Below are 12,090 nucleotides of genomic sequence, written 5' to 3'. Positions count from 1 at the left end.
GGCCCTTCCGGCTGCGGCAAGACCACGCTCTTGCGCATCATCGCCGGTCTCGAATCGCCCGATGCGGGCCAGGTGCTGCTCGATGGCGAAGACGCTTCGGCGCGCCACGTGCGCGAACGCCAGGTCGGTTTCGTGTTCCAGCACTATGCGCTGTTCAAGCACATGACCGTGTTCGAGAACATCGCCTTCGGCCTGCGCGTGAAACCGCGCGCCCAGCGCCCCTCGGAAGCGGTCATCCGCGAGAAGGTCAAGCGTCTGCTGGAACTGGTGCAGCTGGACTGGCTGGCCGACCGCTATCCGCCGCAACTCTCCGGCGGCCAGCGCCAGCGTATTGCGCTGGCCCGCGCACTGGCCGTGGAGCCGCGCGTGCTGCTGCTGGACGAACCCTTCGGCGCCCTCGATGCCAAGGTGCGCAAGGAACTGCGTCGCTGGCTGCGCCGTCTGCACGATGAACTGCACGTCACCAGCATCTTCGTGACCCACGACCAGGAAGAAGCCCTGGAAGTGGCCGACCAGGTGGTGCTGATGAACAAGGGGCAAGTGGAGCAGATCGGCACGCCCGAGACGGTGTACAACCATCCTGCTTCGCCGTTCGTCTACGGTTTTCTGGGCAATGTGAACCTGTTCCATGGCCGCCTGCACGAAGGCGTACTGGACGCCGGCGGTGCGCGTTTCGAGGCCCCCGGCCACGGCGATACCCGCGATGCGGCCGGTGTCGGTTTCGTGCGGCCGCATGATCTGGATGTGGAGCGCTACTCGCCCGGTGCCGAAGGCATCGTGGTGCAATTGCGCCGCTCGCATGCCATCGGTCCGCTGGCGCAACTGGAACTGGAACGCGATGACAATGCCGAGCTGATCGAAGCCGTCATCCCCAATGAACGTTTCGCGCAACTGGGTCTGAAGAATGGCGAGACCCTGGTCGTGCGTCCGCGCCGCCTGCAGGTCTTTGCGCAGCGGGAAGGAGGGCAGGCACGATGAATTTCCAGCAGCTGCGTTCCATCCGCGAAGCCGCGCGTTGCGGCTTCAACCTGACCGAAGTGGCCAACGTGCTCTTCACCTCGCAACCGGGCGTGAGCCGCCAGATCCGCGAGCTCGAAGAAGAGCTGGGCGTGGAGATCTTCGAGCGCAACGGCAAGCGCCTGACCGGCCTGACCGAACCCGGCAAGGGCATCCTCGGCATCGTCGAGCGGCTCCTGCTGGAAGCCGAGAACCTGCGCCGCGCCAGCAAGGAATACGCCGGCGAGCAGAGCGGCACGCTCTCCATTGCCACCACCCACACCCAGGCGCGCTACGTGCTGCCGCGCGTGGTGCAGGCCTTCCGCGATGCCTTCCCGCAGGTGCGCATCGCCCTGCAGCAGAGTGCCCCGGAACATATCGCCGAATGGGTCATCTCGGGCAAGGCCGACATCGGCATCGCTACCGAGGGCCTGTCGCAATTCAAGGAACTGGTGTCCTTCCCCTGCTATACCTGGAGCCACGTGATCGTGGTGCCGCAAGGCCATCCGCTGCTGGGGCTGGAACAGGTCACGCTGGAGGATCTGGGTACCTGGCCGCTGATCACCTATGACGTCGGCTTTACCGGCCGTGGCCACATCGACGAAGCCTTCCGCCAGGCCGGCATCGAACCCGACATCGTGCTCACCGCCATGGATTCGGACGTGATCCAGCAATACGTCTCGCTGGGCATGGGCGTGGGCCTGGTGGCCTCGATGGCGGTGGACCAGGGCAAGCACGCGGAGATGGTGGCCATCAATGCCTCCCACCTGTTCAAGGCCAATATCGCCCGGCTGGCGGTGCGGCGCGGTGCCTACCTGCGCGGCTATGCCTTCGATTTCATCCAGCAGTTCGCTCCGGACTTGAAGCGCGCCGACATCGTCAATGCGCTCAATGAGGCCAACGCCCAGGCCTGAACCCGGCGCGCATCAACTGGTATCAGAGGTTCTTGCGATAGACGATGAAGCCGGAGTCCACCGCCAGATGGTCGTACAGCTTGCGTGCCGTCGCATTGCTGTGATGGGTGTGCCAGTACACTCGCTCGGCACCGTCCGCTGCGGCGTACCGGTACAGTTCTTCGATCAGTGCGCGTGCCACGCCACGGCCGCGTGCGGCTTCAGTGGTGAACAGGTCCTGCAGGTAGCAGGTGGGGCCGATCAGGATGGTGTTGCGGTGATAGAGGTAGTGCGCCAGTCCCAGCAGTCGTCCATCGGATTCGGCCACCAGGGCATGCACCGGCTCATCGGCCGCATGGATGCGTGACCAGGTGGACTGGGTGATGGCCAGGGGCAGGGCGGTGGCGCCACTGCGGCCGTAGAAGGCATTGTAGTCGTCCCACAGGATCTTCCATTGCGGGTAGTCGTCCTGGCGGGCGTGGCGGATGTGCAGGGCTTCGGGGTGCTGCGGATCGGGCATGGCGACTCCTGGCGTCTGAGATCGCAGTATAGCCGTACCGGGCCAGTTTCCCGGAGTGTCAGGACAAAGGCCGGACAGTGTTTGCGCACTGTCCGGCCTTTGTCATTGCGGGCAGGGTGATGCCGCTTACACCGTGCGGGTCGGTGTCGTGGTGAAGGTGGTGGTATCTGTACTGCTGGGCTGTGCGGAAGTGGACTGGGCCACTTGGGTGGACTGTCCGGCGGCTTTCAGGACGTCATTGAAATTGACGGCCGGCTTCTTAGCAGCCTGCTGGCCGCCTGCCGGTGCGTTGCCGTGATAGACGGCGGAAATGGAATTGGTCGACATGCGTGCACTCCTCAAGTAAGGCTGTCCCCCGGGCCAGCGCCCAGACCGGTATTGCCGGGGCAGTATAGGGGCGCACCATGAGGCTGCTGCGTCGGTTTACCGAAACTTGCGCATCTTTACCTGTTCGGCGTGGACGTGGCGCTGCTTACTTGCGCAAGCGTGCGGCGCACTGGTCGCGCAGGCGGGTGTCTTCGGGCGCATCGTCGTCGGCGGGCGGGACGGCAGTGACTGTGGCGGGATGCGCACACTGGCGATAGCGCGTCACATAGCGTTCAAACTCGGCGCGCGCCTGGGCCTTGGGCAGACTGGCCAGTTTCAGGATGAAGCTGCGGCTACCGATCTCGAAGTGCTGGTAATCGATGGGTTGTTTCCACTGGCCGCCCCAGACCAGAAATCCATGTTCATGAAACACGCTGACCACCTCCTCGGCCATACCCGGCTGCAGGGGCGCGCGCTGCAAGTAGGCCGCGCCCTGCGGCGGCAGGACTTCCTGCTCGGGGCTGCCGGCCTTGCTCACATAGGGGTTCTGCAGCGGATTGATGTCGATGGCCGCGCCATAGGCGTGCTTGGACCAGCCACCGCCGCCGGTCATGGGCCGGCCATTGAAGGCCGAACTGTTGTTGGCGGCCATGGAGCGCTGGTCGTCGCCGTCATAGGCTTCCAGCCCCTGCGCCCCGGCCAGCGGGAAGGAGCGCAGCAGCAGTTCGCCGAACAGCGCCTCCACCTGCGGTGCCAGCGCGTCGAGCACCACCACGCTGCCCTGGCGGGTGGCTCCGCCGAAATCGGTGTAGTCGAAGCTGACCGTGGCCAGGCGCGTGCATGGGACCGGATTGCCGGAGGTGATGACCTTGCTGGCCCGCATCTGGGCGCATTGCGCGGGGGAAACCGGCGTGATGTCGGCCTGGGCGGCCAGCGGCAGTGCCATCGTCAGCACGGTCGCGGAAAGGCCCAGCGCGCGGCGCAGGACGGTCAGGCAGGCGAGGGCAGGGAAGCGGGCGGTGAAGGTCATCATGGGAGGCGATGATACGGGTTTTCAGGGAGAAATGTATTGTCAGGATTGTCATATTGCCTGTGATGGCTGACATCAAGATGCGCCGTTTTCTGACAGCGTGGGAACGGCGGAACGGGAATAATCGGTGTCCAGAAGCTGTCGAATTCCGGCAAGCACGTGCTCTGTGCCTGTTTGTCCGCATTTCGGCAAATCCCCCTCAACAACTTTAGGAGGCAACATATGAAGATTCGCCACACCCTCTTGGCTGCCGCCGTGTTCACTGCTGTGCTGGCTGGTTGCAACAAGCGCGACGAAGCGCCTGCAACGCCTGCCGCCACCCCGCCGGCCGCTTCGGAACCGGCACCGGCAAGCAGCACCCCGACCACGCCGGCACCGGCTGATTCCGGTACGGCTGCGGGCTCGACCGCTACGCCGGCGACCCCGACTCCGACTACGCCTTCGGATTCCTCGGCCACTACGCCGAGCACCCCGGCCGCCTCTGGCGACAGCGGTACGCAAAAGTAAACGCCTCACAACAAGAGCCAACAAGACGGCAAGCGCCGCACCCTCTCCCGCAGTGGGAACAGCACTGCATGCGCCGCGACGGGCAACTGTCGCGGCGTTTTCTTTTGGGGGCTGGAAAGGTGGTTTTTGCGGTAAATGTGAAGGATCTTGCCAAGCACCTGGCTCTTGGGGGCAATTTGAGCGTTGGCTGGAAAAATCTTTCCGAACTTTTTTTTGCGGCTTGCAGTCGTACAGGTGGTTGAACTGTTCCTTCAACCTCCCTCTTGATAGGGAACTTGCCCGCAGTTCATTGGCTGCGGGCTTTTTTTCGTCTTGCGCAAGGCAGGCGCGGCGATCTTTGCCAGCAGTTTTTCCTTTGCCGAGTAGAGCGGCGTTGTAAGGTCTCGCAATATCTCCTTTTTGGCCGATGTAACGCTATGCGGTCCCACCGCTATAATTCACGCTCTTGCAAGTCTCGCGCACCTTTCCATCTTCATGGTCAGAGCCTCTCATATTCGGCGAAATGAAACTTACTTTTGTTTGGTGGAATACAAGTCTTTCCCGGGCGACCGACCCCAATAGGTCAACAACATTTGAACGGTCTATTGCGTCCGACTTGCTCCGGCTGATGTGTCATACAATCAGGCCCGATGTAATATGCCTTGGAGAAATTTCATCCGAAGACATTAACCGTTTGAAGGACGTCTGGGCAGATTACGGGTACGGCGTGATAGACGGCGTCAGACCTGTGGGAAGAACCTATTTTGATACCTGCATTCTGTTCCGCACGGATACTTTGATAGCCTTGGATAACAAGGATTTGGTGGCGGCAAAAGGACAGCGGTTTTTCAAGGTCGCACAGAGGTATGATTTTGGCGTGTGCGACAACGAAACGATCATTCACCTCTTTGTGTCCCATTGGCCTAGCCGGATTCATACTTCCGAAGATCATCCCAATCGGGATTTTTTGGGTATCCGTTTGAGAGACGCGGTTAAAGAAACTCAGTTTGAAGAGACCCAGCAACACGTCATCATTTTGGGAGATTTCAATGATGAGCCATTTGATGCGGCCCTGTCGGATCATTTAATGGCTACTAGAGACAGAGATTTGGCAGCTAAAAAATCTCATCTTTTGTACAACCCTTTCTGGCGATTGTTAGGTTGTTCCAGCCCCTATCGACATACGTCGGAGGATACAAGCCGTCATTCTGGTAGCTGCTATTACCGTGGTGGAGAAGCCGCCAGATGGAAAACATTTGATCAGATCATTTTTTCGCCTTCATTTTTGGGCAAGACGTCCTGGCACCTTTGTGAGGATCTGGTCCAAATTCTGGATGTCCCGTTTTTTACCGAAATTGTTCGAAAGGCCAAACACAGTTTTGACCATCTTCCCGTTATCGGCGTTGTTGAAAAGGTTTAACCATGAAAAAGTTCGCGGCTTCCATTGAAAAGGGTCTTGATGCAGCCCAAAACGCTCGGCTTCTAAAGGCTGAAATCGATTCTGTGTTCGAGACGTTGAATGAAGAATTGTCCGAAGTCACAAAAGGAAAAGTCGGTCTGAAGAGAGATGTGTTTTACGAAGCGCCAGAGTTTGGGGCGGGTCTGGTGAACTACTTCCATCGGGAGAAATACCTCGGGATTGCCATCGTGTCCGAAAACATGCCGAGTACCGAAATCGCCCGCTGGGCACAGGATCCCGGCGGTTATCCCTGTAAAGTTGTCCTTCCCGAGCGCCAGTTTTATTGTGAAGACAAGGACGCGCTCGAAAGCGTATTGGCTGAGCTGCTGCAAAGGCCTGAAGTAGGAGAGGTCATTCTCCGTCATCTAAGGGCCTCTGAGCCTGATGCGCAAGGCGTGGTGAGCTGAAAAGTATCGGGACGGAACTGACCTGCAGAGCCGGCCGCTTCCGCATGCAATCTGTCAAGGCCTGAGTTCGGTATTGCACCGGGCTCAGGCCTTTGAGTTTGCGTCATTTGCTTTGAATTTTGGGGCGGAGCGCGAGATAGCCCCCATTCCAACTACTTCCCCCCATGCCCCTTCACCACCGCAATCATCGCCCCGAACGCCGGACCCATATTGGCTTCCAGCGTGGGATACATGCGCGAGATGCTGCCATCCAGGTACAAGGCGTCACTGCACTTGAGCTCATCACGAAGGAAACTGGCGAAATCGTAAAAGCTGATCGGATTGCGCGCGATGGCCAGCGTGACGATGCCCGCGGCATCCAGGCACACTGCATTGCGCACCACCGTATTGGCTGACTCGGGATCGAAGCGCGAATTGATCTTGCCGTCCACGATCATCAGCGGACCCGATTGCGTGGCGTAGCGCGTCACGCCATTCCACAACCCCAGTTCGGCTTCATAGTCGGAGGTCTCGACGATGTAGGCCTGGCGCTCGCTCAACACGAATACCCCATTGGGCTGCAGATAGAAATTGCCATACGCGTTCTTGCGCGTATTGAGGCGGCGCAGCTGGTTGCCGCCTTCCACGTACAGCCCCAGCGGTTGCAATTGCTTGTCGTAGATGCCGGCATTGGTGGCGCAGACCATCTCCTGTCCCTGGCTGCGCAGATGCGCATCGAGCCGGCTGAAGTTGCCCAGCGGCGTCCCAGCGGCATCTTTCCAGTACATGCGGATGGTGTCGCTGCGCGGATCAGCGCGGCAGGTGCTGATGAAGACCTGGTGATACTGGTACTGGCGCACCTCGGCCGCCTGCACCGGCGGACTGGCCGATCCCAGCAGCAGCGCCGGTGCCAGGCCGGTCAATGCGAGCAGGCGCAGCAGTGTGCGGCGGAAACCAGGGGCAGAGAGGGAAGGGGAGCGAAGCATCGAAACCAGGTCTTGTTCTGCGGGAATGCGGAGGGCGAGGCGGTATTGTAAATGGCGCAAGCCGGGCTTGCCACGGGAAAACGGATTCTGGCCGCAAATCCAGTCCCATCAAGACTTTGCAGGCGATGCACCGAATTCGCTCATGCTGCAGTGCAGTTCTGCACCGAATATGGGAAAATGAAGAAAAACAGCATGAAATGTGCGAAAAATCGAAGACCACAGCGCATTAATGATGGGGTTTGACGAAATTTCAAAAAAAAGTTGCCCCATATGACGGCAGTGTTACACTCTGCCCCCATGTTGCGGCCAGCCTCCCGTAAAACGGGGTCAGGTATCCACAACCCTACGCGCGCCGGCCTGCTGGCCAGGTAACGGCGCCTCTTGAATCCGTTCCATCCTGGAGGAAACGACAATGAAGTTTGCAAGCCGTCTGACCAAGATCGCCCTGGCCGCCGCCACCTTTGCCGCCTTCGCCGGCGTGGCTCACGCCGAAACCATCAAGATCGCCATCGCCGGTCCCCTCACCGGTGCCGTGGCCCAGTACGGCGACATGGTCAAGGCAGGTGCCCTCACCGCCATCGAACAGATCAACGCCGCCGGCGGCGCCAACGGCAACAAGTTCGAAGCCGTCATGATGGACGACGCCTGCGAACCCAAGCAGGCCGTCGCCGTGGCCAACAAGATCGTCAGCCAGGGCATCAAGTACGTGATCGGTCACGTCTGCTCCGGCTCCACCATCCCCGCCTCCGACATCTACGAGAACGAAGGCGTGGTCATGATCACCCCGTCGGCCACCGCCCCGCAGCTGACCGAAGCCAAGCCGCACAAGTTCATCTTCCGCACCATCGGCCGCGACGACCAGCAAGGTCCTGCCGCCGCCCGCTACGTGATCGAGAAGCTCAAGCCCAAGAAGGTCGCCGTGCTGCACGACAAGCAGTCCTACGGCCAGGGCGTGGCCTCGTCGGTGAAGTCGGCGCTGGAGGCTGCCAAGGTGCCGGTGGTGGTGTTCGAAGGCATCAACGCCGGTGACAGCGATTACTCGGCCATCGTCACCAAGCTGAAGTCGCAGGGCGTGGACTTCGTCTACTTCGGCGGCTACCACCCGGAAATGGGCCTGATCATGCGCCAGGCGCGTGAGCAGGGCGTCAAGGCCGTCTTCATGGGCCCCGAAGGCGTGGGCAACAAGGACATCACCGCCATCGCCGGCCCTGCCTCCGAAGGCATGCTGGTGACCCTGCCGGCCGACTTCGCCGCCGATCCGGCCAACGCCGCCCTGGTCAAGGCCTTCGCTGCCGCCAAGCGTGACGCCAACGGCCCGTTCCAGATGCCGGCCTACTCGGCCGTGAAGATCATTGCCGATGCCATCACCGGTGCCAAGTCGACCGACCCGGACAAGGTCGCCGCCTACATCCACGGCAACAGCTTCAAGACCCCCATCGGCAACGTCGAATACGACAAGAAGGGCGACCTGAAGGCCTTCAAGTTCGTCGTCTTCACCTGGCACAAGGACGCCACCAAGACCGAAGCCAAGTGATTCGCCCCGAATCGCTGGCCTGACTGTCTGACCTGACGTCAAACCGCGAAATGCCCCATTGCAGTCGGAATGGGGCATTTCCACTTTATGGGTTCCCTCATGAATGAATTGCTCCCTCAACTGACCCAGCAGCTCGTCAACGGGCTGTCGCTGGGTGCGATCTATGCCTTGATCGCCATCGGCTACACCATGGTCTACGGCATCATCGGCATGATCAACTTCGCCCACGGCGAGATCTACATGATCGCCTCCTACGTCGGCCTGGTGACCTTGACCGCCATCGGCGTGCAGTCCGGCTATCCCTTGCCGCTGCTGCTGGGCGGCGCGCTGATCGTCTCGGTGCTGGTGACCGGCCTGTACGGCTGGACCGTCGAGCGCGTGGCCTATCGCCCGCTGCGCGGCGGCCCGCGCCTGGTACCGCTGATCTCGGCCATCGGCATGTCCATCTTCCTGCAGAACTACGTGCAGATCGGCCAGGGCGCACGCGACATGTCTGTGCCGGTGCTGATCTCGGGCGCGCTGGAATTCCAGATGGGCAGCGACTTCACGGTCACGGTGCCGTATTCGCGCATGGTCATCGTCGGCGTGACGCTGGTCCTGATGGTGGCCCTGACGCTGTTCATCGCGCGCTCGCGCATGGGCCGCGCCTGCCGCGCCTGCGCTGAAGACATGGGCATGGCCAACCTGCTGGGCATCGATACCAACAAGGTGATTTCCTTCACCTTCGTATTGGGCGCGATGCTGGCGGCGGTCGGCGGTGTGCTGATTGCCCTGACCATCGGCAAGCTCAATCCCTACATCGGCTTCATCGCCGGCATCAAGGCCTTCACGGCGGCGGTGCTGGGCGGTATCGGCAGCATTCCCGGCGCCATGCTGGGCGGCGTGCTGCTGGGCTTGGCCGAGACCTTCGCGGCCGGCTACCTGCCTTCCGAATACAAGGACGTGGTGTCCTTCGGGCTGCTGGTGCTGATCCTGCTGTTCCGTCCCACGGGCCTGTTGGGCAAGCCCGACATCGAAAAGGTCTGAGCCCGCACGGCTCGACGGACAACGACATATTCAAGGAGGCGTGATGCCCGAGACTTTCAAGAATGCCGTGGCGGCGGCGCTGGTGACCGCCGTACTGACCATCCCGCTGCTGGGCATGCAGCTGCAGCTGGAGGGCTACCGCGTGGTCCTCAACACCCACTGGACCCCGGTGCTGGTGGCGGTGCTGGCCGTGTTCCTGTTCCAGCTGGCCAGGCCTGCGCTCTCGCGCACCAGCGCCGGCATCAAGCTGCCGGCGCTGCCGCGCATGCAGCCGGGCCAGCAGCGCGCGGCCGTGCTGATCCTGCTGATGGCCGCGCTGGTTTGGCCCTTCTTCGGCTCGCGCGGCTACGTGGACGTGATGACCCTGGCGCTGATCTACGTGGTGCTGGGCCTGGGCCTGAACATCGTGGTCGGTTTCGCCGGCCTGCTCGATCTGGGCTACGTGGGTTTCTATGCCGTGGGTGCCTACACCTATGCGCTGTGCAACCAGTACTTCGGCCTCTCGTTCTGGGAATGCGTGCCGCTCTCGGCTGCCGCCGCCGCGCTGTTCGGCTTCCTGCTGGGCTTCCCGGTGCTGCGTTTGCGCGGTGACTACCTGGCGATCGTCACGCTGGGCTTTGGCGAAATCATCCGCCTGCTGCTCAACAACATGACCAGCCTCACCGGCGGCCCGGATGGCATCTCCGGCATCCCCAAGCCGACCGTGTTCGGCGTGGTGATGGCGCGCAATCCGCTGACCGAGGATGGCACTACCTTCCACCAGTTGCTGGGGCTGACTTACCAGGGTGGTCACATGGTGATCTTCCTGTATTTCCTGGCCTTGCTGATGGTGCTCTTTACGTATTTCGTCACCAGCCGCCTGTTGCGCATGCCCATGGGCCGCGCCTGGGAAGCCCTGCGTGAAGATGAGATCGCCTGCCGCTCGCTGGGCATCAACCCGACCCGGGTGAAGCTCTCCGCCTTCACGCTCGGTGCCGCCTTCGCCGGCCTGGCCGGCTCCTTCTTCGCCGCCCGCCAGGGCCTGGTGACACCGGAATCCTTCACCTTCATCGAGTCCGCCCTGATCCTGGCCATCGTCGTGCTGGGTGGCATGGGTTCGCAGTTGGGCGTGATCCTGGCGGCGATCCTGCTGACCGTATTGCCGGAACTGGCACGCAGCTTTGCCGAGTACCGCATGCTGATCTTCGGCCTGGTGATGGTGCTGATGATGATGTGGCGTCCGCAAGGACTGCTTCCTGCCACCCGTCCGCATGTGGAGCTGCCGCAATGAACCCGTCCGTGAAAACCATGCTGGAAGTGTCCAACCTGTCGATGCGCTTCGGTGGCCTCTTGGCCGTGGATGGCGTCTCGCTGGCCGTGCAGGAGCGCGAAGTCTTCGCCATCATCGGTCCCAACGGGGCCGGCAAGACCACCGTCTTCAATTGCATCAGCGGCTTCTACCAGCCGACCTCCGGTGAGATTGCGCTCGATGGCGTCTCCATTGCCCGCCAGCCCAGCCATCAGGTGGCGCAGCAGGGGCTGGTGCGCACTTTCCAGAACATTCGTCTCTTCAAGTCCATGACCGTGGTGGAGAACCTGCTGGTGGCGCAACACCAGCAGGTCAATACCAACCTGCTGTCGGGGCTGCTGAAGACGCCTTCCTATCGCAAGTCCGAGCAGGAAGCGTTGCAGCGTGCGGCCTACTGGCTGGACCAGCTGGGCCTGACGGCGCTGGCCAACCGCGAGGCGGGCACGCTCTCGTATGGCCTGCAGCGCCGCGTGGAAATCGCCCGCTGCATGATCACCAAGCCGCGCCTGCTGCTGCTGGATGAACCCGCGGCCGGCCTGAACCCGCAGGAGAAGCAGGAGCTGTCGCAACTGATCGACCGTCTGCGCCGCGAACATGGCGTAGCCGTGCTGCTGATCGAACACGACATGAGCCTCATCATGGGCATCTCCGACCGCATCCTGGTGATGGAGCACGGCAAGCCCATCGTCACCGGCACCCCCGAACAGGTGCGCAGCGACGAACGTGTGATCAAGGCCTACCTGGGAGAAGAATGATGCTGCAGTTTGACAAGGTGCATACCCACTACGGTGCCATCGAGGCCCTGCACGGCGTATCGCTGACGGTGGAAAAGGGCGAGATCGTCACGCTCATCGGTGCCAACGGTGCCGGCAAGACCACGCTCCTGATGACGCTGTGCGGCCGTCCGCGCGCCTCCAGCGGACGTGTACTCTTCGAAGGGCAGGACATTACGCAGCTGCCAACCCACGAGATCATGCGCCGCGGGCTGGCGATCTCGCCCGAAGGCCGGCGCGTCTTCCCCAGCCTGACCGTGCTGGAAAACCTCAAAATGGGCGCCTTCTTCGCCAGCAATGAGGACATCGAACGGGGCATCGAGTACGTCTTCGGACTCTTCCCGCGTTTGAAGGAACGCGCGGCGCAGCGGGCCGGGACCATGTCCGGCGGCGAGCAGCAGATGCTG

Annotated in this window: 15 protein-coding genes; 11 read left to right on the top strand and 4 right to left on the bottom strand. The window is 61.7% G+C overall.

What is annotated here, in order from left to right:
* Both B3873_RS01765 and B3873_RS01760 read left to right on the top strand, forming a co-directional pair.
* On the top strand, positions 1-978 hold a 978-nt coding region (locus tag B3873_RS01765), incomplete at its 5' end, for a sulfate/molybdate ABC transporter ATP-binding protein (protein WP_286863724.1).
* Positions 975-1,910, top strand: coding sequence for a CysB family HTH-type transcriptional regulator (locus B3873_RS01760; protein WP_286863723.1), 936 nt, complete (start codon positions 975-977; stop codon positions 1,908-1,910). The genes B3873_RS01765 and B3873_RS01760, both read left to right, overlap by 4 nt.
* Before the next feature lie 22 nt (positions 1,911-1,932).
* Here the strand turns inward: B3873_RS01760 and B3873_RS01755 are convergent, their stop codons facing one another.
* The 3 genes from B3873_RS01755 to B3873_RS01745 all read right to left on the bottom strand — a co-directional run bounded on the left by B3873_RS01755 (position 1,933) and on the right by B3873_RS01745 (position 3,748).
* Positions 1,933-2,409 carry a GNAT family N-acetyltransferase gene (locus B3873_RS01755; RefSeq protein WP_286863721.1) on the bottom strand — a complete coding sequence of 159 codons (477 nt, stop codon included), beginning with the start codon at positions 2,407-2,409 and terminating at the stop codon, positions 1,933-1,935.
* Between the two features lie 126 nt (positions 2,410-2,535).
* Positions 2,536-2,736 carry a hypothetical protein gene (locus tag B3873_RS01750; RefSeq protein ID WP_286863720.1) on the bottom strand — a complete coding sequence of 67 codons (201 nt, stop codon included), beginning with the start codon at positions 2,734-2,736 and terminating at the stop codon, positions 2,536-2,538.
* 145 nt (positions 2,737-2,881) lie between these two features.
* Positions 2,882-3,748 carry a M15 family metallopeptidase gene (locus B3873_RS01745; protein WP_286863718.1) on the bottom strand — a complete coding sequence of 289 codons (867 nt, stop codon included), beginning with the start codon at positions 3,746-3,748 and terminating at the stop codon, positions 2,882-2,884.
* Positions 3,749-3,967: 219 nt separating this feature from the next.
* On the opposite strand from B3873_RS01745, the gene B3873_RS01740 reads away from it, so the two are divergent.
* The 4 genes from B3873_RS01740 (at position 3,968) to B3873_RS01725 (ending at position 6,097) form a co-directional block, all read left to right on the top strand.
* Positions 3,968-4,252, top strand: a complete 285-nt coding sequence (locus tag B3873_RS01740) for a hypothetical protein (protein ID WP_034338034.1) — start codon at positions 3,968-3,970, stop codon at positions 4,250-4,252.
* A 68-nt stretch (positions 4,253-4,320) separates the two neighbouring features.
* Complete coding sequence (locus B3873_RS01735) at positions 4,321-4,494, top strand: hypothetical protein (protein ID WP_286863717.1); 174 nt, start codon at positions 4,321-4,323, stop codon at positions 4,492-4,494.
* Between the two features lie 260 nt (positions 4,495-4,754).
* Positions 4,755-5,651 (top strand): endonuclease/exonuclease/phosphatase family protein, encoded by an 897-nt coding sequence (locus B3873_RS01730; protein WP_286863716.1) that lies wholly within the window; start codon positions 4,755-4,757, stop codon positions 5,649-5,651.
* A gap of 2 nt (positions 5,652-5,653) precedes the next feature.
* A complete protein-coding gene (locus tag B3873_RS01725; protein ID WP_286863715.1) occupies positions 5,654-6,097 on the top strand; it encodes a hypothetical protein in 444 nt (147 codons plus the stop codon).
* 152 nt (positions 6,098-6,249) lie between these two features.
* Here the strand turns inward: B3873_RS01725 and B3873_RS01720 are convergent, their stop codons facing one another.
* Entirely contained in the window at positions 6,250-7,062 is an 813-nt protein-coding gene (locus B3873_RS01720; protein ID WP_286863714.1) for a phosphodiester glycosidase family protein, read from the bottom strand.
* 412 nt (positions 7,063-7,474) lie between these two features.
* Between B3873_RS01720 and B3873_RS01715 the strand changes: the two genes are divergently transcribed.
* The 5 genes from B3873_RS01715 to B3873_RS01695 all read left to right on the top strand — a co-directional run.
* A complete protein-coding gene (locus tag B3873_RS01715; protein WP_286863713.1) occupies positions 7,475-8,596 on the top strand; it encodes a branched-chain amino acid ABC transporter substrate-binding protein in 1,122 nt (373 codons plus the stop codon).
* A 99-nt stretch (positions 8,597-8,695) separates the two neighbouring features.
* Positions 8,696-9,622, top strand: a complete 927-nt coding sequence (gene livH, locus B3873_RS01710; RefSeq protein WP_034350126.1) for a high-affinity branched-chain amino acid ABC transporter permease LivH — start codon at positions 8,696-8,698, stop codon at positions 9,620-9,622.
* A 43-nt stretch (positions 9,623-9,665) separates the two neighbouring features.
* The gene (locus B3873_RS01705; RefSeq protein ID WP_286863711.1) at positions 9,666-10,892 is read left to right on the top strand and encodes a high-affinity branched-chain amino acid ABC transporter permease LivM; all 1,227 of its coding nucleotides are present in this window, start codon (positions 9,666-9,668) and stop codon (positions 10,890-10,892) included.
* Positions 10,889-11,665 carry a high-affinity branched-chain amino acid ABC transporter ATP-binding protein LivG gene (livG, locus tag B3873_RS01700; protein WP_134221947.1) on the top strand — a complete coding sequence of 259 codons (777 nt, stop codon included), beginning with the start codon at positions 10,889-10,891 and terminating at the stop codon, positions 11,663-11,665. Before B3873_RS01705 ends, livG begins: the two co-directional genes overlap by 4 nt.
* The coding region (locus B3873_RS01695) for an ABC transporter ATP-binding protein (protein WP_286863739.1) at positions 11,665-12,090 on the top strand (426 nt) is incomplete at its 3' end. The genes livG and B3873_RS01695, both read left to right, overlap by 1 nt.

This window comes from Herbaspirillum sp. UBA812, from assembly GCF_002296545.1.
Taxonomy (GTDB): domain Bacteria; phylum Pseudomonadota; class Gammaproteobacteria; order Burkholderiales; family Burkholderiaceae_D; genus Herbaspirillum; species Herbaspirillum huttiense.
The sequence above is the reverse complement of the archived record's forward strand: the minus strand, read 5'-3'. Positions and strand labels throughout refer to the sequence as shown.